Origin of the sequence: Funiculus sociatus GB2-C1 (assembly GCF_039962115.1) — a bacterium.
In the GTDB taxonomy this organism is placed as follows: Bacteria; Cyanobacteriota; Cyanobacteriia; order Cyanobacteriales; family FACHB-T130; genus Funiculus; species Funiculus sociatus.
On sequence record NZ_JAMPKJ010000061.1, the window covers coordinates 1 to 20051 of the forward strand.

Genomic DNA, 20051 nt, shown 5'->3' on the forward strand with positions numbered 1-20051 from the left:
TGTCGTTAATCCAAAAACCTTTCAAATCTTTTACAGTAGGGGTTTTGGGCTAAGTAACACTTTGGTAAGGATTCCTCTTTAAAGCCATACTTGTCTTAACTCCAGCTTTTCTTTATCCAAATATATCTAGGCTTTGGTAGCGATAGAAACGCTCAACGACAACAATTTGTTAAGACGACATTTGGTCATTGGATGAAACCCGGCAATATTCAATTTTCATTAAAAATATCTCATAACTCATTCATTAATTATCTCATGAGACATAGATAAAAATACGGGTTATGAGACACGATATCTCTGGATTTGAGGCGCGTTGCGTCAACTCAAAAAAACTGTCTTATAAACGGTTGTTTGCGAGAAAACCTCAAAAGCTTCGAGCGATAGCTCACGTCTATTTGACGATGGAAAAGAAAGTGAGTCAGAAGTATCAATCAGTGCGATCACTGCTGTAGATTTCCTTTAATAGAGGCGATCACATCTTTAAAAGCGGGTGGCAAGTAATTCCTATGTCACTGGATGCAATTTGTAAGCCGTTGACAAGCAGCTTGGTGAGTCTTAGCGTTTAACCCCGTGTCTAACGGTTAGACACAGGGCCAGGTTATGTTGGTTACACGATTTGCTAACATGGGTTAGATTTTCAGCCTAAAAGCGCGATCGCAAAAACTGGCAGATATTTGATTGGGTAGGGATTTGAAGTGGAGACAGCAGGAAAGGCAATTACGTTGACTACCTCATCGCTCCTCTTATAGGGATATTGAAGAATGGTGTTTCTATCTTCTACAAAGACTGAATCAGCACTTCAGCTAGCTTAGGAATAATTTTCTGGATACATTAGCTGGTCTACCTCGATGGCTTTTTCATTGAGGTCAAGCTCACGGTAGATTTTCAGGCTCTCAGCAAAAAACTGGTAAGCAGTTGTCTCGGCACTGGGTTGATTACGCTGGCCGTGGCTGAGGTATATCTCGCCTAAGAGCTTATGAGTTGCTGCTTCGAGCTTCCGGCGGTTGTAGTCCTGAAAAACTTGGAGTGATTTGTGAGCTAGTTCTTCAGCTCGGTCAAGGCCTTCTAGGACGTTGACTTCCAGATAAGCGCGAGCCATATCGAGAGTTTTATCAGCTTGATTCACTGTCTGTCCCAGTTCGGTGAAATACCTTAAGCCAGTGTTATAGTATTCCTCGAATTGGGTAATTAATTCTTGCAGGAATTGGTGATCGCCAAGCAACAAGCGCAGGCGTTCTGACCAGAGTAAGCCGAGGGTCATGTAGTCGTAGGCTAGATTTTCTTTGTAGTCGCCCGCGGTATCTAGTTGGATAGCTTGACGGATGTTTTGCTCAGCCTGTGCCAATAAGTCAAGGGTTTCTGATCTGGCTAGGGTATTTTTGGCTAACAAGCGTTGGCTGTTACCAAGTTGCCTACAACATCTAGCCACGTTCTCATCCTTATATAACTGCTCGTAAAGGTCACGGCTTTGTTGGTAGTAGGTAATCGCTTGTTCATATTTCTCCCAATCTTTATAGATACAACCTAGCTGATAGTAGGCACTAGCTATCTTCGTTTGGTCATCAAGCTTCTGGCATATTGTCAAACACTGTTTCATACACTCCAATGCTTGCTCATATTGGCCCCATTCTCGATAGCAATCAGCTAGGTTGTACCACTGAATAGCTACATTCTTCTCTTGACCTAACTGCTCGTAAAGCTCACGGCTTTGTTGGTAGTAGGTAATCGCTTGTTCATATTTCCCCCAATCTTCATAGATACAACCTAGCTGATAGTAGGCACTAGCTATCTTCGTTTGGTCATCAAGCTTCTGGCATATTGTCAAACACTGTTTCATACACTCCAATGCTTGCTCATATTGGCCCCATTCTCGATAGCAATCAGCTAGGTTGTACCACTGAATAGCTACATTCTTCTCTTGACCTAACTGCTCGTAAAGCTCACGGCTTTGTTGGTAGTAGGTAATCGCTTGTTCATATTTCCCCCAATCTTTATAGATACAACCTAGCTGATAGTAGACACTAGCTAGGTTCGTTTGGTCATCAAGCTTCTGGCGTATTGTCAAGCACTGTTCCATACACCCCAATGCTTGCTCATATTTGCCCCATTCTCTATAGATGCTACTTAATTGATAGTACGCCAAAGCTACATCTAATTTGTCTTCTAGCTTTTGACGTTGTGCCAGACAGTGCTGCTGAAACTCCACTGCTTGCTCATATTTGCCGAATTCTCGATAGCACTCAGCCATCCTGTACCACTGATTCGCTGCATCCTGCTCTTGACCGAGCTGCTGGTGAAAATCGTGTTTCTTCTGGCAATATTCCACTGCTTGTTCATAATTTTTGCAAGCTCTATAGATTGTTACCATGTAATCTAGAAGATACGCTTCACCATTAGACCATTTAAGTATTTGAGCTATAGTCAATGCTCGTTTGCAGCATTCTAATGACTGCTTATATTTTCGATGTGATAAATAACAAGCACTACACCATTGCCAAAAGCAACACAAAACGTTTTGCTCAGGGGTTAACTGTAAGTGCTTAAAAGCTTGTTGGTAATAATTTAGTGCTTGAGCGCACTCATTCTTCTCCCAATAACATACAGCTAATGCCCAAAGCATAAAAGGTTTGAAATTATCGCTGTACTGTTGGATAAGCTCTTCTAGTAGAGAAATTGCTTGAGCGTAGTGGTCTTCGCGAATGTAGGACAGCGCGCTTATAAAGCTAAGATGCTGTTGAGCCGTTTGCTCAGTTGTTGCGTTTTGTCTAGTTTTTTCCAGAGCACGACTCAATTCTTCGCCCAGATTTTGACACGTTACAATGACGAATCCAAACATAAATGGATTTAACTGCTCAACCACGTCAGTTATATAGCTGATTAGAGCCGTGCCAGTTTCACCACAACCAATATGTAACAAAGCTAACTGAACTTTCATCCGTTTCCATTCAGGTAGCAATAGATTATTACCTAGTCTTTTTAGGCAATCCATTACTTCACCGTTCTGAGTAAAAGCTTCAATTTGGCGGAGCAACCTCAGTATTTGATTGGTTATATTATCTTCGGTGTCAGTGCCACAGAGTTCAGGTAATCCTAGATATGTAAGTACTAGCTTGTCAAGTAACCTTAATCGGACACGGGAATTCACATCAACTTGACTTAGTATCTGGCCTGCAAACATCAGATTTTTTAAGACTGAGGCAGACTGTTTGTATTTAACTATTGAGTTCTCACTGATTATGGGGAAGCTCAATACAACATCCTGTGATGAGCCATTTTTAATTTTGATATCGCCACATTCAATTGCTGGATTATAGTCATCAAGACTATTGAAAATCTGCTCTATTAACTTATTTACCCGTTTGGAAAAAAATTTACTTAAGTAGCCTAAAGCTAGTAAAATTGGTTCATCCCAACGCGGTTCATGCAGATGAGAACGGATGAGGTTTAGTGTCTCACTGATATCGTCGGTATTAGCAATATGAAGTGCAGTAAAATACTCCTCAAATGTAAGGTGCATAAAGCTATAGACTCCGGGCGCTCGTTCCACAAATAGACCTGTTGTTTCCCGCACCTTCCGCAGAAATTGCTCCACCGCCTGTCGCACCGAGATTGAATCCGGGTCAACATCGTTCAGTTCCGCCAATTGCGCTGCCAGTTGTTCTTCCACTTCCGCCTGAGTGACCAAACCCGAAGGCTTCTCCTCATGCATCCAGTAAGCTAGCGGAGCCAAAAGCTCCACCACATCATTTTCTTTAAGCACTACTCTCGGCGCGTCAGGCAACTTCTTTCCGAGCTGCCAAGTTTCGGTCAACGTCTTCACCGCCAAAGCGTAAAGTTCCACACGACGATTCGGCAGATCCGCACCATTGCGGTGAATCAGTGCCAGAATTGTCAAGAGCAGGGGGTTAGCTGTCAGACGCTTCACACCCTCGTTGGCTTTGATCTTTTCTAAAATCTCTTGTGCCTGGGCATCTCCTTCCGTTTGCCATTGCTCCTCGCTAGCATCTGGCTGCTGTGCTCGTTCAATTGACCGACACCAGCGATATAGAAACTTCTCCACCTGTTGAGTTCCCATATCTTCAATGGTGAACTCAACAAAGCGTTCAGTGAGTTTCACATCCCGATATCCAGCAATCCGGCTGCAAACAACAAACTTGTTTGCAGAGTAATTCTCCACGAACTGATTAATTCGTTCTACAATCTGCCTGCGGCTCTCTTGATCGAATACCTCATCCAACCCATCCAGTAGTATCAAGCACTGCCCTTGACGCATCTGTTCTAATAGAAGTGCGGCTAACTCTGTTCTTGCTTCTGCCTCCGCCTCATCCTTAAAGTGAGCTTCCCAGTGGCGGTAGAATTGGCCTAGATAGTCCAAAAGGTTCAAGTCGGGTTGCTCCTTCAGTCGCTCCGCATAGTCTGCAATACGAAAGAATATTGGTAAGAGAGGTTTTCCTAATTCCTCTTGCACTTCGTTACCTAGAACAGTCCCCCTGCCATCACGCTTAGCCACAGCAAAATGCCGCGCTAGATAGCGTAGTAGCGTCGTCTTTCCTGCACCTGGAGCGCCTAGAATCACGCTGTAATGGTTCTCTCGTACCGCCTCAGATAAATCAACCTTTTGCGTCACCGTTATGGTGCTAGTAGAAACGGGTACTGGGTTTAGTACAATGGGTTTGTAATCGCAAGGTTCATACAAGTCATAAGGGTTAGAATTGCTAATTTTTCGCCTGTGCCTTGGTTCACCTTGGCGAGATGTAGCTATTTCAAGTTCTCCCTGACCTTGCTCTGAAATGTCCTTAATCTGCTGTCGTCGTACTGCTTGCAACGAAACATAAATTTGATCCAGAAAAATATCTACTTGCCGCTGCACCTGCATTACGCTGCTGATTTTGAGATAGGAATTTTCTGCAATCAGCCACTCTAGATATGGATAAAACAAGGGATTGATGACTGGGTGAGCCTTGAACGTCACCACCTTACCTCGCCAATCCCAAAAATCTGGCGCACGATTCCGAAACTCCTCTAAAAATTCGACCTGACTAAGCCAAAAAATCAGTACCAATTCACGACCAAACAGTGACTCTCTACCCAGATTCAACTGCTTCATCTCACGCACCATTCGCGGCGTAGGTAGCTGATCGAGTCCAAAAGCCATGACTACCTTAAGTTCGGCTTGAGAAGTTTGCTGGTCAACTTCATCTAAACTGTAGAGAAAACTATGTAGCGAGTTATCACTATAGAAAAAGTTCTGAAATTGAAAATCCTCATCGCTGTCTAATAAAAGAGACTTGAGTTGTTCCACAACCGGATGCTGGGGTCCACTCTCTGGTGCAACAGCGAAAATAGTGGTTGTGCCACTAGACAATTCTATAACACTAACTAGCTTACTTAACTCTGCCTGGTCAGCTTCGTTTAGAGAATAAGTGGATTCGTTAGAAGCAATTTCCATTAGCTAAGACTCGGAATTTTTTGGTGAGAAATAAACCACTATTAGACTTTTCCTGAAATCTAATTTCAGGCTACTCAGTCAAAGGATTCCAGGTTCTTTTAGGGAGATATCTATTGATTTTGTGGAGGATTTAAAGCTTGCCAACGTTCTAAATCCTCCGAGAGAATCGGATTTATATCAAACCATGATTTCCGACTGGTATCGTAGTAACCTAACACAAACTTATTCTGCAAAAGCTCATCACAAATAACAAATTGGCCTTTGCTAGGTAGGCTGTGAGTGTTAGTAGTTAAGCGGCCTGTAAGATGGACAGTATCCAGTTCTGGAAAATGATAGTCACTTAGATTGTATTCTTTACGGTCTTCTTGTACAGCTTCCTTAGCGGTATCTAAGTCCACATAAAGCAAATTTTTCCTCAAAGCAACTCCACAGGCAGTCCGAGCTAGTCGCACTAAGTCCCTGATAACTCCACCACTCTTTTCGCAAATTAGCTCCAGTGCATCAGTATTAAATATACCTTTATGACTAGCATCTAGCCGTGCCAACCGCTTGTTAATCACCTTGATAAGAATATCTCGTCCCACTCGATTAGGATTTGCAGTTGGGCATAAATTTTGATCGCACTCAAAAACTGACGGATTAGTCAAATCTAAACATTTTTGAAAGCTTTGCATCGGCTGGCGAAAGCTGGGTGAGTATCTGAGTGAGATTGGAATTGCATAAATAATGTGGCAGTCTAACTCAGCCAGAAGGGGGCTAGAAAACATTTCCAGAGCGGTCTTTTCATCATGGCGATCAAGACCATCTACGAGTACCAGTAACTTTTGTTTTCTATCTTTCTCTGCTGCTTTGATAATATCGTTAACTTTGGTAATAACTTCACTCAACACAGGACGGATATTTAGGCTTTTGGTCATTTCTCTGGTTATTCCCTGCTTGAGAGTCATGCCCATCTTCTTCAGCACTTCTGGAAGCTCAAGCCCATCAACTTCATCTTTTTTATCTGAATAAATGACTAATTTTAGGCTGTCTTCCAAAGCTTTAAGCAATCGTTCATCCTTTTTCGACCACCAACCAGGTTGGATCGCTTGGCGACAAATTTCCTGACCGATGAGTACCACAACCTCAGCATAGCCAATGTTATAGCGCTCAAGAGCCGTTTCAGTATCGATCCAGATAACGGTGTAGCTCTCCTTTAACTTGTCTTGCAGTAGTCGCAGTTCTGTACTTTTGCCACTACCTCTGTGACCTGCTAATAAAAACTTGGCAGGATCATCTTCCATCTCTAACGCATTGATCAAATCCTCTACAGGACTGTTAGCTCGCTGGACATAAAAATCTCTCAAATCTTCAGCTTGAGTTAGTGGTTCCTCTGGCTTGAAAAGTTGGTAAACCGGCTTCCAAAATTTTGTGTCACTCATTGTGATGACTTTTGACTAGGCAAATCATGTTTCGGGTCATACCCGCTTGAGGCAAGTATAGCCGAGGCTTCTATGGCTCAAGTATAGGCTTCCAGCTCAATTGAAAGCTGAAACACAGATAAATAATGGGTTTTTTAGCCATCAAGCCTAGTAAAAAATTAATCGAGGTAATAACTTAGCCTTCCAAAAACCTGTACACTTAACGTTTGTAGAACACTCAAAAATGATTGGTGAGAGCGATCTGCGCTTCGCACCAGCGCTTCGCTATTGCACCATTTCTCGCTCGGACGTAGATCCATCTGAGCCACCTGCGTTGTTAGGTCTTTCAGAGCAGGGATTCAGGAATCCTTTCCAGTAAAACCAGAACCCTCTATTGGAGTTGAGGGAGGATTTTCCTTCAAGTCGGAATATATACATTTCTCAACTGGCGATCGCCTTAGTACCCGATCCGTTTCTACATCGTCATACCGTCTTTTCCCGGCGTAGGAGAGCATTGATAAGGCTGATACGGCTCCTCTGACTTGTTCTGGGCGCACTTCCAAGTATTTTTGCAATTCTTCTAAGTTGCGGTGCCCGGACACTTCTTGAATGACTCGCAACGGGATGCCCGCATCGCTCATCTGGGTCAAGGCTGTGCGTCGGAAGCTGTGAGTGCTGGCTCCCTCTATTCCCAGGTGCAGGCAAGCGTCTCTTAAAATTCTGGCGGCGGAGTCTGGGTTGAGGTGTCCGTGACCGTGGCGACCGGGGAATAAGAACCAGGTTCGGGGTGTGGGGTAGTAGTCAACTAATAGTGACCGCAATTCTTCGATGACTGGGATGCAGCGAGTTGCTAGCTTGCCTTTGGTGTTTCCTTTGCGAATAATTAAATCGGGTCGGACGATTGCTTTACGATCGTAGACATCACCTGTTTTCAAGGTACAGGCTTCCCGGATGCGACAGCCGGTGTAAAGGCAGATCCCGAATAAAGCGCGATCGCGTTCGGTTTGGAAACCGGAATTGAACAGCAACTGGATTTCTGCTACAGATAAAATCTTGGCTTGACCGTGCCGATCTATTTTCATTGAAACTACCCATCGATGCCCAATGATTTACCACGATTTGGGGGTAGCTTGGAAGAGTGTAATTAACCCTGAGCCAATTGGCTCCAACTGGAGTGCAACCTACCTTATCAAGCGTAATCTCAAAGCTTGATTAAAAGCAGACTGAACGAAAAATCAGTAAATATACCATTTGAGATGCAGCGTCTCAATGGTTAGGCTCGATTGAGAAAGCTTGGGAGGCATTCTTGTCATGCCCGTGTCTAATGGGCTAGAAATCGCTGCACTGGTGCGTGAAACTAGATATCATTTAGGGCTGACTCAATTGCAGTTTGCACAAAAGCTGGGGGTTTCATTCCAATCGGTGAACCGTTGGAAAAATGGGCGCACTCGACCTTTAGCGATAGTTCTCAAGCAGATTGAGGCGCAACTGCGGGAGATGGGAGATTGGGGAAGGGACTTGTTGGGTCAGTATTTCCCAAAGTCAGTGCCTCTTGAGCAGGAATTGAGGTGAATCACCAATGGATGAAGTCGTCAAAAAAGTAGCAGCTTTAGGATTACCAGGAGTCATTCTAGTCATTACAATGGCAGCTACAGGTTTAACAGGTGCCGCTGCTATCACAGCAGCTTTAGCTTTCTTAGGTGGTCCAGCAGGAATGTTGGGCGGGATTGCAGTCTTAGGACTCACCGGATTGATTACCGATGCCTTAGCAAAGGTAGGACTTGAGGATTTTTTAACAGCGGTTTATTGCACTAGACGACTTCAGGAGCCACATGGAAAGCTTCTAGAAGAGATTAATTCTTTATCCCTATTTGACGGTGACATCAAGGATAGGCTCAGAAGCACTGTCACAGATGGGTGTGGTTGTGCAACTGTAGCAGATGCTTACATTACAGATATCACCACTCAAGCGATCGCTATCTTACAAAGTGTCCCTGGAATTACTCCTGCACACCATAGGGATTTCAAAAGCGCTAATCCAATTATGCGGCTGAGGGATGGGACAGCGGTAAGAACCTGGAAGAACCCAGTGGGAGTTGACCATGTTTTCTTAGCTGATGGCAATGACCGAATGATTTACGGGGGTTATGTGGGTTGGATTCATAGTCAGGGATTAAATCAAGCGATCGCAAAAATTAGAAGAGACTTTACTTAATAACTGTCGCCATGATGCAATCTAACCCACCACTGCCACAACCCCAGGCGTGAACCCACTGGCATCACTTGCCACAACCCCAGGCGTGAACCCACTGGCATCACTTTTGACCAGTATGCAGAATACACCCGCCTAGAAGCTGGAACTGAGAAACGGCTACATGGGCTACGGAGGACAAGACCAAACTGGGTTTCATTTAGCTGTCCTGACCAACATGGGACTATTAGCTGCCATTCAAAATACAGAGGTGTCACTGTGGGTTGAAGCCTTAGACCGTCATTTGCGCTCAAGGTTGGAGACGGTCAATGCTCCAAGCGAAGTGGCAGAAGCTATGATAAATCGGTTGAATCGAGCAATGGACGATTTAACAACGATCGCAGAATATCTTGAGGATTAGGAAGAGTGCCACGCCCCAAATCGACAAGTAGTAAGACCAACGGTAACGGTGCAAAGAGCAGTAACGGTGCCAAGTTAGGCTTTGAGGAAATCCTGTGGGCGGCGGCGGATAAGCAGCGGGGTCACATGGACGCGGCGGAATACAAGCACGTTGTCCTGGGGCTAATTTTCCTCAAGTACATTTCTGATGCGTTTCAGGAACTCTACGACAAGTTAGAGGCCCAAGAGTACGCTGACCCTGAAGACCGGGACGAATACACGGCTGAGAATATCTTTTGGGTTCCGAAAGAGGCGCGGTGGTCGTTTTTGCAGAGTAATGCTAAACAGCCCACTATCGGTCAGTTACTCGATGAGGCGATGAATGAGATCGAGAAAGCGAACCCGTCTCTCAAAGGAGTGCTGCCTAAAGAATACGGTAAGCCTGCCCTAGATAAACGGCTGTTGGGAGAACTCATCGACCTGGTAGGGAAAATTGGTCTGGGGGATTCGGAGAACCGTTCTAAGGATATCCTGGGGGGCGTTTACGAATACTTCTTGGGTCAGTTTGCCAGTGCCGAGGGGAAGAGGGGAGGACAGTTTTACACGCCGCGCTGTGTCGTGCAGTTGCTGGTGGAGATGATTGAGCCTTACAAGGGGCGGATTTATGACCCCTGCTTCGGTTCTGGGGGAATGTTTGTCCAGTCAGAAAAGTTTGTCCAGGCGCACGGGGGACGGATTGGCGATTTGTCGATTTACGGACAGGAATCTAACCCGACGACGTGGAAGCTGTGCAAGATGAATCTGGCAATTCGGGGGATTGAGGGGAATCTGGGTTCCCAGAATGCCGATACCTTTCATAATGACTTGCACAAAGACCTGAAGGCTGATTTTATCCTGGCTAACCCCCCGTTCAATATGAGCGATTGGGGAGGGGAACGCCTGCGGGAAGACGGACGCTGGCAGTATGGCTCACCTCATACGGGCAATGCGAACTATGCTTGGGTGCAGCATATTATTCACCATCTCAGCCCGAATGGGATAGCGGGGTTTGTGTTGGCGAATGGGTCGATGAGTTCCAATCAGTCGGGTGAGGGGGAGATTCGCAAAGCGATCGCTGATGCAGATTTAGTAGACTGCATGGTAGCGCTACCGGGGCAGTTGTTCTACAACACCCAGATTCCGGCTTGTTTGTGGTTCTTGGCACGGAATAAGCGGAATGGGAAGTTTCGTGATCGCAGTGGGGAGACGTTATTTATTGATGGGCGGAAGCTGGGGGTGTTGATTGACCGCGTACACCGGGAATTGACCGAGAATGACATAGCCCGGATTGCTCAAACTTACCACGCTTGGCGGGGTGAGCAGGACGCGGGTGAGTATCAGGATGTGCCGGGGTTCTGCAAGAGTGCCAATTGGGAGGAGATTAAGGCTCACGGGTATGTTCTCACGCCGGGGCGGTATGTGGGGGCAGAGGAAATTGAAGATGATGATGAGCCGTTTGAGGAAAAGATGCTGCTGCTGACGGCGAAGTTAGAGGAGCAGTTTGCCCTGAGTGCAAAACTGGAAGCAGAGATTCGAGATAATCTCAGCGGTTTAGGTTATGGGTGCTAAACAGTAAATCATGGATTGTCAAAATCTAGTTTTTTCACGTCATGCTATCCAACAGATGTTTCTTCGCCGGATTAGTAAAGGTGACGTGCAAGCTGTTGTTGCTTATGGGGAAGTGATAGAAGAAAATCCAGATGATACGCCGTTTCCTAGTTATCTTTTATTGGATTTTGTAGAGGGTAAGCCGATTCATGTTGTATTTTCCTATGATGAATCTACAGAGACAGGATATGTGGTAACGGCTTATATTCCTAACCCGAATCTTTGGATAAATAACTTTAGAAACCGGAGATAAAAATGAGGTGTGTAATTTGCAAGCATGGAGAAACACAGTCGGGTTTAGTCACTGTGACTTTAGAACGGGATGAAAGCATTGTGATTATTAAGCGAGTACCAGCCGAGGTTTGTGTTAATTGTGGGGAATACTATTTGAGCGATGTGATTACTGAGCAGGTCTTAGAACGGGCTGAGGTGGCTGTTAGTAATGGGGCGGAAGTTGAAATTATCCGCTATGCTGCATAGAGCTATTCAAGAAATATGAGGGTTGCAACTGAAAGCACCTGCTTATTTATGGGCGATCTGCCTAACGCCAAGGGCTTCGCTGATGCAGCAGCGTTTCGCGATCCAAAATCAGGGAGTATTGGATTTTGGATGTCAATGCCCGTCAATTATCTGTGTTTCGGGAGCCAAAGGCAGAGGGTTATGCTAACTCCGTTGTGTTGGCATCGGATTTAGTCGCACCTTTGGAATTTCCAGATTGTCAGGTGTCAGTGGAGGATTTACTCAGGAAAAGTACAGAGCCAAGTTGGGAGTGAGGGAAGATGCAGTAGTTGAAGGTGAAGTTGGAGAAGCAGTTTAAAAAGTTGGTGCGGTGAGAGAAGGAGATTTGGTTGAATCTACAGGGAATGAGTTATGGAGGCTGAATATCTGTTGGCGGTTCCGAGCAGAACGAAGGGACGTGAGGCAAGCACAGGTGTCATCCCTGGTCGGTTCGCTCTTTCGGTTGGGCATCCTGCTTTGCCAACACCGCCAGGATGGAAATGGACTAAGCTTAGCGATGTTGCCCGACTAGAGAGTGGACACACGCCAAGTCGCAGGCATCCAGAATACTGGGACGGAGAGGTTCCGTGGATTGGCATCAAGGATGCCGTAGACAACCACGGGCGAACAATCAACGACACATATCAGCACGTTACCGAACTTGGATTAGCAAACTCATCCGCTCGCCTTTTGCCGAAGAACACGGTTTGTCTGTCTCGCACAGCCTCTATTGGATACGTCACGGTCATGGGAAGACCAATGGCTACAAGCCAAGATTTCGTGAACTGGGTTTGTAGTGATGGGATTGAGCCTCAATTCCTGAAGGCTATTCTAATAGCTGAACACGAGAGCCTTTGGAGGTTCGCAAGTGGAACAACACACCAAACCATTTACTATCCCGAAGTGAAGGCATTTCACGTTTGCCTTCCACCTATCCAGGAACAGCGTGCCATCGCACGTATCCTCTCCTCACTAGACGACAAAATCGAGCTGAACCAGCAGATGAACCGGACGCTGGAAGCGATCGCACGGGCAATCTTCAAATCCTGGTTTGTGGATTTTGACCCCGTTCGCGCAAAGATGGACGGCAGCCAGCCAGTAGGGATGGACGCTGCAACGGCTGATCTTTTCCCTGATGAGTTTGAGGAGTCACATCTGGGGAAGATTCCGAAAGGGTGGAAAGTAGGGACGATAGAAACAGAATGTCGTTTAACAATGGGACAGTCGCCCAAGTCTGAATTTTATAACGTAACCGGGGATGGACTGCCATTTCACCAGGGTGTAACAAACTTTGGAACTCGTTTTCCGACTCATAAAACGTTCTGTAGTGTGTCTGAGCGAACAGCTAATACAGGAGATATTCTGTTTAGCGTTCGCGCCCCAGTGGGACGAATTAATGTAGCTGATAAAAAAATCATAATAGGTCGTGGTCTTTCAGCTATCAGACATAACCAAAATTACCAATCCTTCCTGTTGTATCACTTGTTCCACACCTTTAAAGAGGAAGACTCCATAGGAACTGGCACGATATACGCATCTGTGACTAGAAAAGAAATGCAGGAAATTAAGTTAATTATTCCTCTTGCTGCAATTGTTAATTTTTTTGATAATCAAGTTAAAGTGATAGATAAAAAAATAGCGAATAACGAAAAAGAAGCCCGCACTCTCTCCAGAACTCGCGATATACTAATACCAAAGTTGCTATCTGGTAAAATTCAATTAAAGGATGCTGAGAAGTTAGCGGAGATGGCAGCATATGGAAAGTAAAAGACCTTTATTTTATGAATCTAGCTTATCTGCTGTTTTGCAAAACCAAGAACAGAAGATGTTGGCAGAAATAGACAGTATTGATGAAAACTCCTTACTTAACACAAGTGTGCATGACTGGTGCGATTACTTTGAGCATAATTACAAACTTGAAGTACCCAAACTAATCGAAGAAAAGATTAAAACTGATTCCAGAGAAGTTAAAGTTCGTTTGAACGACTACGGTAGGAATACTTCTGTAACAGGAACTGAAATTATCATTTTTATTCCATTTGAAGGGGAGAGAAATTTGTTTAGGTATGAACCGCGCTATAGCGAAACTCCCACACCAGATGCAATAGTTAATCAGGATGAAATTATCCTAAGTTATACACAAACAAATCACCATGTCAAAGCCGTTGAGTCAGCCTTTACACAGGATTTAGTCCAGATTAAGCGATTTCTAAATTGGATAGAAGCACAGGTTTCACCCTTTAATGATTCGGTTCGCACGAAAGCACAAACTCGAATTGAAATACGCCGACAAAAACTTCTCAACGATCGGGATTTAGTAGCTGCTTTGGGATTTCCCTTGAAACGAAGGGATGATGCACCGCAAACTTATGTTGTACAAACAGTAAGAAGAAAGGTTTCTATTTCCCGACCTTCTACGGATATGGCTCCCTTTGTGCCTGAACCCACCTTAGATATGCAGGAGTACGAACATATCCTTTCTGTTATTTCTAATATGGTCATGGTAATGGAAAGAAGTCCCCGAGCATTTAAGGGTATGGGAGAAGAAGATATCCGGCAACATTTTCTTGTCCAGCTTAATGGTCAGTATGAGGGTCAGGCTACTGGAGAAACTTTTAACTTAAGTGGGAAAACAGATATTTTAATTCGTGTCGAAGGAAAGAATATTTTCATAGGAGAGTGTAAATTTTGGGGCGGAAAAGAAAAGTTACAAGAAACCCTCGAACAACTGCTCGGTTATACTTCCTGGCGAGATACGAAAATTGCACTGCTAATATTTAACCGGAACAAAGACTTTTCAAACGTGGTGAAACAGATTCCAGAGATAATTAAGTCTCATTCAAACTTCAAAAGGGAAGTTCCTTATGATTCTGAAACTGGGTTTCGGTGTGTGCTTCACCACCCTGATGATGTGAATCGCGAACTTATCCTGACAACTCTAGCTTTCAATGTGCCTCAATGACTGCGAACTTCACCGAATCCGTTGTCGAAGAAGCAACTCTTAAATGGCTTGAAGGTTTAGGTTACACTCCCATCCATGCCTCCGAAATTGCCCCCGATTCCCCCAATTCAGAACGGCAAACCTACGCCGATATTGTCCTAATTGACCGCCTCCGTTCCGCCTTAGCAACCATCAACAATAAAATCCCACCCGACGCGATAGAAGAAGCTATCCGCAAAGTCACCCGCACCGATACCCCCAGCCTATTTGAAAACAACCGCCGCTTCCACAAACTCCTCACTGATGGCGTTGATGTCGAATATCAAGCCGAAAATCGCACCATCTACGATAAAGTCTGGTTAATTGACTTTACCAACCCCAACAACAACGACTGGTTAGCCGCCAATCAATTTACAGTTATTGAAAATAAAAATAACCGCCGTCCCGATGTCGTTATCTTCATCAACGGCTTACCTTTAGGAGTAATCGAACTCAAAAACCCTACTGATGAAAACGCCACCATTAGAGGCGCATTCAACCAACTCCAAACCTATAAAAACGACATCCCTATCCTATTTCCCTATAACGAAATCCTAATCGTATCAGACGGCACCGAAGCCAGAGTCGGCACTCTCACCGCCGACTGGGAATGGTTCATGCCTTGGCGCACGATTGATGGAGAAACTATCGTCCCCAAAGGCACCGCCGAACTCGAAGTCATCATCAAAGGCATCTTTGAAAAACACCGCTTCCTCGACCTCCTGCACCACTTCATCGTCTTTGAAGTAGACGGGGACAAAATCACCAAAAAGATGGCAGGCTACCACCAATTCCACGCCGTCAACAAAGCGATCGCTCGCACCGTAACCGCAACCAACCCAGAAGGCGACAGACGAGTTGGCGTCATCTGGCACACCCAAGGCAGCGGCAAGAGTTTAACGATGGCATTCTATGCCGGGAAGATCGTACAGCACCCCGACCTAGAAAACCCCACCCTCGTTGTCCTCACCGACCGCAACGACCTAGACGACCAACTGTTTAACACCTTCTCCACCTGTTCTGACCTCCTGCGCCAAACCCCCGTGCAAGCAGAAGACCGGGAAAACCTACGAGAACTGCTACAAGTCGCCTCCGGTGGCGTCGTCTTCACTACGATTCAGAAATTCGCCCCAGAGGAGAAGGGGAAAAAGTACCAAGAACTCTCCGACCGTCGCAACATTGTCTTTATCGCCGATGAAGCCCACCGTTCCCAGTACGGTCTTAAACCCAATGTAACCACCAACAAAGAGCAGACAGAAGCCTATATTTCCTATGGTTTCGCTCAACATTTACGAGACGCCCTCCCCAATGCCTCGTTTATCGGTTTTACGGGAACCCCTATTGAATCAGCGGATAGAAATACCAAGAACGTCTTTGGTGACTATATCGACATCTACGATATCCAACGCGCCGTAGAAGATGAAGCCACCGTCCGCATCTACTACGAAGGGCGACTGGCCAAACTGAATTTAGACGAATCAGAACGTCCCCAAATTGACCCCAACTTTGAAGAAGTCACTGAGGACGAAGAACAGACCACCAAAGACAAATTAAAGAGCAAATGGGCAAGATTAGAAGCCCTCGTCGGTGCAGAACCACGCATCAATCAAGTCGCTCAAGATATTGTTCAACACTTCGAGAATCGCCAAGCCACTATAGAAGGTAAGGCGATGATTGTTGCCATGAGTCGCCGGATTTGCGTTGAACTCTACAATGCCATTATCAAACTCCGTCCCGACTGGCACCATGACGACGATGACAAAGGCACAATCAAAGTCGTAATGACAGGTTCAGCATCCGATGACCAGAAGATGCAACCTCATATCCGCAGTAAAAAGAAACGAAAAGACCTTGCCAAACGCTTTAAAAACGCCGCCGATGAGATGAAACTGGTGATAGTCCGGGATATGTGGCTAACCGGATTTGATGCCCCATGTCTGCATACCATCTACGTCGATAAACCGATGCGCGGTCATGGATTAATGCAGGCGATCGCCAGAGTCAACCGCGTCTTCAAAGACAAACCAGGCGGTTTAGTCGTCGATTACCTCGGCATTGCCGACCAATTAAGAGCAGCCCTTAACGACTACACCGAAGGCGACAGAGAAGAAACAGGCATTCCCGCCGAGGTAGCCCTGGACATCATGCAGGAGAAATACGAAGTCGTCAAGGCAATGTACCAAGGCTACCCTTCGGGGGCAAGCTACGACTACTCCAAATTCTTCAACGGCACTCCCACCGAACGCCTCTCGGTCATCCCTGCCGCAATGAACCATATCCTAGAGTTAGAAGACGGCAAACAACGCTATATCAAAGCCGTCACCGAACTGTCTCAAGCCTTTGCCCTCGTCAGCAGCTTGGATGAAGCGATCGCGATTCGCGATGAAGTGAGTTTTTTCCAAGCCATCAAAGCCGCGATGGTAAAACACACCACAACAGGCGGCAAAAGTCCAGAAGATTTAGATGCAGCCGTGCGCCAGATTGTCTCCAAAGCCGTCGCCTCAGAACAGGTGGTGGATTTGTTTGCAGCAGCAGGTTTGAAGAATCCCGACATCTCGATTCTCTCGGATGAATTCTTAGAAGACGTGCGGGGCTTACCCTACCGGAACTTAGCCCTAGAGGTGCTGCGGAAACTGATTAACGATGAGATAAAAACGCGATCGCGCAAAAACTTAGTCCAGTCCCGCTCCTTTGCCCAGATGCTGGAGGAGACGATTAAACGCTACCAGAACCGCTCGATTGAAACAGCCCAGGTGCTTACAGAACTCATTGAACTTGCCAAGGAAATCCGCGAAGCTCAGAGCCGGGGTGAGAATTTGGGGTTAACTGAAGATGAGGTGGCGTTCTATGACGCGCTGGAAGTCAATGATAGCGCCGTGCAAGTGTTGGGGGATGAAACATTAAAAGCGATCGCACGCGAACTGGTGCAGGCAGTGCGCCGCAACGTAACCATTGATTGGACCGTAAAAGAGAGCGTGAGAGCGAAGCTGCGAACCTTAGTAAAGCGGCTGCTACGCAAGTATGGCTATCCACCGGATAAGCAAGAGAAAGCGACAGTGACGGTGTTACAACAGGCAGAACTACTGTGCAAGGATTGGGCAGCTTGAGGGAGAGCGATCGCCTCGTGCTCATTTACTAGAAAGTTGTATCCACCTAAAAGCTATAAATACTCGATGAGCGCGGTATACCGCGCTGATGGATGTCCCCTAAAATTTTTTAGCTCTAGAGAACCCACGGGTTGTAAGACCACTTGCCAATGCGATCGCCCAGCCAGCAGCGATTGAAATAAAATCAGTTATCCAAGTGGATAACTGTCTTACCTGATAAGGGTTTCAGCAGTTCGAGAGCAGAAAGCGATCGCTGACCATGAAGGGTAAGAATTTTTTTTTCTTACCCTTCCAATTCGCAGGGATTTAAGCATCAGTTGACATTAGTGGTTTAATGTCATCTTTGAACTTTGGTTGTTGAGGCATCGTGATTGAAACGTGATTATCTGTGAAAAGACCCCTTTTCACAGACAATAGCTCTGGCTCATAGCAGGTGCTGGCTTATCATCCTCTGCCAAAATATGAGACTCTAGTTGACTAAGGCATTTGAGGTGCATCCGTTCCAAATCGTTTAATACTGCCTCCGCCTCAGTACCAAACTTGTAATATTCAGTTAGGTTGCCTAATCGATAATTAAAGGGCTGGTAACGATGCTTGAAATATAGCTCAACGTTGCCCCTGTGTTCCCAAGTACCAAGTACCTTAAGTTCAACGTTTTTGTAATGGCAACGTAAATCCCGCCTAATTTCTACCACTCGTTCTTCAATTGTTCGCTTAGTCACACCAATTTTATAAAGGGTTCCACTATTAGTTTTTAGTTCTAAATAGTACAAACGATGCTTCAGAATTCTTCTGAGTTGAGTTCGATAAAGCCATAAATCAATTGAACGTTCTTTCAGATCCAGGGATTTAAGGACTTTAGCAAGCTCTGTCTGTCGTTCTATATCAGATAGTTTCTTGAGGAGAAGCGGCTCCTGAACTTGATTGAATTCTTTTAAAGCCAGCGCTCCTACTGGAATTTTCCCTAGCTGTGTAAATTCGTAGCCCGGAGGATTTTGATAGGGATTCTTCTGTAATAGTTTGGCTTTGATTAATGGCTTGAGGTCAACAAAGAAAGGGATGCTCCAGCCATTTTGACCACATGAAAACCAAAGGGTTTTGAGCAATTGCAGAGCCTGTCCTGATAACTCAATATTGAAGTTGTCATACAGGGGAAGCGCCGGGAAGTCTCGTTTAACCGTCACGGAACGACAGGTCTGCCCGGCATGAGCGAAATGATGTTCCTTGACTTGGCCCTTCTTGGCAACTAATTTGACTCCACAATAGGGGCAAATTAAATCACTTTTTCCACTGGGGACATCAACAATATCAACCAATTTATTATCAGCGCTGACCCCAAACTTTAGCAGCCACACATAAGTCATATCGCGAATCACTAAGTATTTATCGTTAACTTCGACGGCAGATGGAATCAGGACGCTCCCTTGAATAAACGCGATCGCGTCCCACTTTCTGGGAACACTAGGACTGTCCCAGATGAGAAGGTGTGATGAATAAAACCGCAGCACTCACCGCCCTAGTCCTGGTCTTAACGGGCGTTCCAGCTTTCGCGCAAACCACAGCAACAGTAGTCAGGCTTGGAGATGGGGATACGCTCCGAGTCATGAGCCAAGGGAAGGTTGTCACGATTCAGATGGCTTGCATTGATGCACCAGAAACAGGACAGCGCCTTTGGGGTCAGCAATCAGCGGCGAAACTCAAGCAACTTCTCCCCCCTGGTAAGGCTGTGCAGATTCGGGAGATTGAGCGCGATAGCGTTGCGCTGACTTGTCAGTTCGCTATGGACGGACTGTCGCTGAACTAATCGTTGGAAATCAGTCAGTAAACCTGCAAATGGTTAAGCAGGGGCAGGCTGTCGTGTATCGCCAGTACCTAAGCGGCTGTGCATCTACCTTGAATCAGTACCTTCAGGCTGAAGCCCAAGCCAAGCAGAAGAAGTTGGGATTCTGGAATCAAAGTAAACCAGTCATGCCGTGGGATTTTCGTCGAGTCGGGCAATCAGTAAGTAATCAACCGTCCAAAGAGTGCCAATCCCAAACCAACCCCATCTGCCCAACAAAACTGTAGCTCCGCTTATCCAGGCGTATGTATTCCCCCAGGCCCACCGGATCTGAATTGCCCGGATATCTCCGACCGGAATTTCAAGGTTCTACCGCCTGACCCTCATGGCTTTGACCGCGACAGCGATGGGGTTGGATGCGAAAAGTAGTGAGACGGGCTCGACCATTGAAAAAATAGTCATTTCAGGCACGATAGTCTGCGTAAAGACACATTTAGACAGACTATCTTGGCTGAAATGGAGGTAGTGGTTTCAGCTGAGCAGGCAGCAGAAATATAGATGCCCTAGGCACTTAAATTTCTGCTGCGCTTAAATTGGCTG

16 protein-coding genes are annotated in these 20051 nt (G+C 45.8%); 12 read left to right on the forward strand and 4 right to left on the reverse strand.

The features are described 5' to 3' along the window. Window positions 1–808 precede the first annotated feature (808 nt). The 3 genes from NDI42_RS22515 to NDI42_RS22525 all read right to left on the reverse strand — a co-directional run bounded on the left by NDI42_RS22515 (window position 809) and on the right by NDI42_RS22525 (window position 7931). Window positions 809–5449, reverse strand: a complete 4641-nt coding sequence (locus tag NDI42_RS22515) for a tetratricopeptide repeat protein (RefSeq protein WP_199311231.1) — start codon at window positions 5447–5449, stop codon at window positions 809–811. Window positions 5450–5559: 110 nt separating this feature from the next. Further along, window positions 5560–6870, reverse strand: coding sequence for a P-loop NTPase fold protein (locus tag NDI42_RS22520; RefSeq protein WP_190456650.1), 1311 nt, complete (start codon window positions 6868–6870; stop codon window positions 5560–5562). Window positions 6871–7208: 338 nt separating this feature from the next. After that, window positions 7209–7931 carry a tyrosine-type recombinase/integrase gene (locus NDI42_RS22525; RefSeq protein ID WP_190456652.1) on the reverse strand — a complete coding sequence of 241 codons (723 nt, stop codon included), beginning with the start codon at window positions 7929–7931 and terminating at the stop codon, window positions 7209–7211. A 229-nt stretch (window positions 7932–8160) separates the two neighbouring features. On the opposite strand from NDI42_RS22525, the gene NDI42_RS22530 reads away from it, so the two are divergent. The 10 genes from NDI42_RS22530 (at window position 8161) to NDI42_RS22575 (ending at window position 17671) form a co-directional block, all read left to right on the forward strand. Then, on the forward strand, window positions 8161–8421 hold the full coding sequence (locus NDI42_RS22530; protein WP_190456654.1) for a helix-turn-helix domain-containing protein: 261 nt from the start codon (window positions 8161–8163) through the stop codon (window positions 8419–8421). A 7-nt stretch (window positions 8422–8428) separates the two neighbouring features. Beyond that, a complete protein-coding gene (locus NDI42_RS22535) occupies window positions 8429–9064 on the forward strand; it encodes a hypothetical protein (protein ID WP_190456656.1) in 636 nt (211 codons plus the stop codon). Window positions 9065–9224: 160 nt separating this feature from the next. Further along, entirely contained in the window at window positions 9225–9461 is a 237-nt protein-coding gene (locus NDI42_RS22540; RefSeq protein ID WP_199311232.1) for a hypothetical protein, read from the forward strand. Window positions 9462–9466: 5 nt separating this feature from the next. Continuing rightward, window positions 9467–11047, forward strand: a complete 1581-nt coding sequence (locus NDI42_RS22545; protein ID WP_190456658.1) for an N-6 DNA methylase — start codon at window positions 9467–9469, stop codon at window positions 11045–11047. A gap of 10 nt (window positions 11048–11057) precedes the next feature. Further along, the gene (locus NDI42_RS22550; RefSeq protein ID WP_190456660.1) at window positions 11058–11339 is read left to right on the forward strand and encodes a DUF4258 domain-containing protein; all 282 of its coding nucleotides are present in this window, start codon (window positions 11058–11060) and stop codon (window positions 11337–11339) included. Window positions 11340–11341: 2 nt separating this feature from the next. Beyond that, entirely contained in the window at window positions 11342–11566 is a 225-nt protein-coding gene (locus tag NDI42_RS22555) for a type II toxin-antitoxin system MqsA family antitoxin (protein ID WP_190456662.1), read from the forward strand. Between the two features lie 107 nt (window positions 11567–11673). Beyond that, complete coding sequence (locus NDI42_RS22560) at window positions 11674–11859, forward strand: hypothetical protein (protein ID WP_348231559.1); 186 nt, start codon at window positions 11674–11676, stop codon at window positions 11857–11859. A 97-nt stretch (window positions 11860–11956) separates the two neighbouring features. Then, window positions 11957–13351, forward strand: a complete 1395-nt coding sequence (locus NDI42_RS22565; protein WP_190456666.1) for a restriction endonuclease subunit S — start codon at window positions 11957–11959, stop codon at window positions 13349–13351. Further along, window positions 13341–14546, forward strand: a complete 1206-nt coding sequence (locus tag NDI42_RS22570; protein WP_190456668.1) for a hypothetical protein — start codon at window positions 13341–13343, stop codon at window positions 14544–14546. The genes NDI42_RS22565 and NDI42_RS22570 overlap by 11 nt, the downstream gene beginning before the upstream one ends. Then, a complete protein-coding gene (locus NDI42_RS22575) occupies window positions 14543–17671 on the forward strand; it encodes a type I restriction endonuclease subunit R (RefSeq protein WP_190456670.1) in 3129 nt (1042 codons plus the stop codon). The genes NDI42_RS22570 and NDI42_RS22575 overlap by 4 nt, the downstream gene beginning before the upstream one ends. 404 nt (window positions 17672–18075) lie before the next feature. Here NDI42_RS22575 and NDI42_RS22580 read toward each other — a convergent pair whose 3' ends face one another. After that, the gene (locus NDI42_RS22580) at window positions 18076–19179 is read right to left on the reverse strand and encodes a competence protein CoiA family protein (RefSeq protein WP_199311233.1); all 1104 of its coding nucleotides are present in this window, start codon (window positions 19177–19179) and stop codon (window positions 18076–18078) included. On the opposite strand from NDI42_RS22580, the gene NDI42_RS22585 reads away from it, so the two are divergent. Beyond that, a complete protein-coding gene (locus tag NDI42_RS22585; RefSeq protein ID WP_190456672.1) occupies window positions 19161–19475 on the forward strand; it encodes a thermonuclease family protein in 315 nt (104 codons plus the stop codon). The genes NDI42_RS22580 and NDI42_RS22585 overlap by 19 nt on opposite strands. Before the next feature lie 29 nt (window positions 19476–19504). Then, entirely contained in the window at window positions 19505–19738 is a 234-nt protein-coding gene (locus NDI42_RS22590) for a thermonuclease family protein (RefSeq protein WP_242017687.1), read from the forward strand. Window positions 19739–20051: the final 313 nt, after the last annotated feature.

Coding starts and splice junctions, on each gene's coding strand:
- NDI42_RS22515 (WP_199311231.1), bottom strand. CDS start 5,449: ATGGAAATTGCTTCTAACGAATCCACTTATTCTCTAAACGAAGCTGAC.
- NDI42_RS22520 (WP_190456650.1), bottom strand. CDS start 6,870: ATGAGTGACACAAAATTTTGGAAGCCGGTTTACCAACTTTTCAAGCCA.
- NDI42_RS22525 (WP_190456652.1), bottom strand. CDS start 7,931: ATGAAAATAGATCGGCACGGTCAAGCCAAGATTTTATCTGTAGCAGAA.
- NDI42_RS22530 (WP_190456654.1), top strand. CDS start 8,161: ATGCCCGTGTCTAATGGGCTAGAAATCGCTGCACTGGTGCGTGAAACT.
- NDI42_RS22535 (WP_190456656.1), top strand. CDS start 8,429: ATGGATGAAGTCGTCAAAAAAGTAGCAGCTTTAGGATTACCAGGAGTC.
- NDI42_RS22540 (WP_199311232.1), top strand. CDS start 9,225: ATGGGCTACGGAGGACAAGACCAAACTGGGTTTCATTTAGCTGTCCTG.
- NDI42_RS22550 (WP_190456660.1), top strand. CDS start 11,058: ATGGATTGTCAAAATCTAGTTTTTTCACGTCATGCTATCCAACAGATG.
- NDI42_RS22555 (WP_190456662.1), top strand. CDS start 11,342: ATGAGGTGTGTAATTTGCAAGCATGGAGAAACACAGTCGGGTTTAGTC.
- NDI42_RS22565 (WP_190456666.1), top strand. CDS start 11,957: ATGGAGGCTGAATATCTGTTGGCGGTTCCGAGCAGAACGAAGGGACGT.
- NDI42_RS22570 (WP_190456668.1), top strand. CDS start 13,341: ATGGAAAGTAAAAGACCTTTATTTTATGAATCTAGCTTATCTGCTGTT.
- NDI42_RS22575 (WP_190456670.1), top strand. CDS start 14,543: ATGACTGCGAACTTCACCGAATCCGTTGTCGAAGAAGCAACTCTTAAA.
- NDI42_RS22585 (WP_190456672.1), top strand. CDS start 19,161: ATGAATAAAACCGCAGCACTCACCGCCCTAGTCCTGGTCTTAACGGGC.
- NDI42_RS22590 (WP_242017687.1), top strand. CDS start 19,505: ATGGTTAAGCAGGGGCAGGCTGTCGTGTATCGCCAGTACCTAAGCGGC.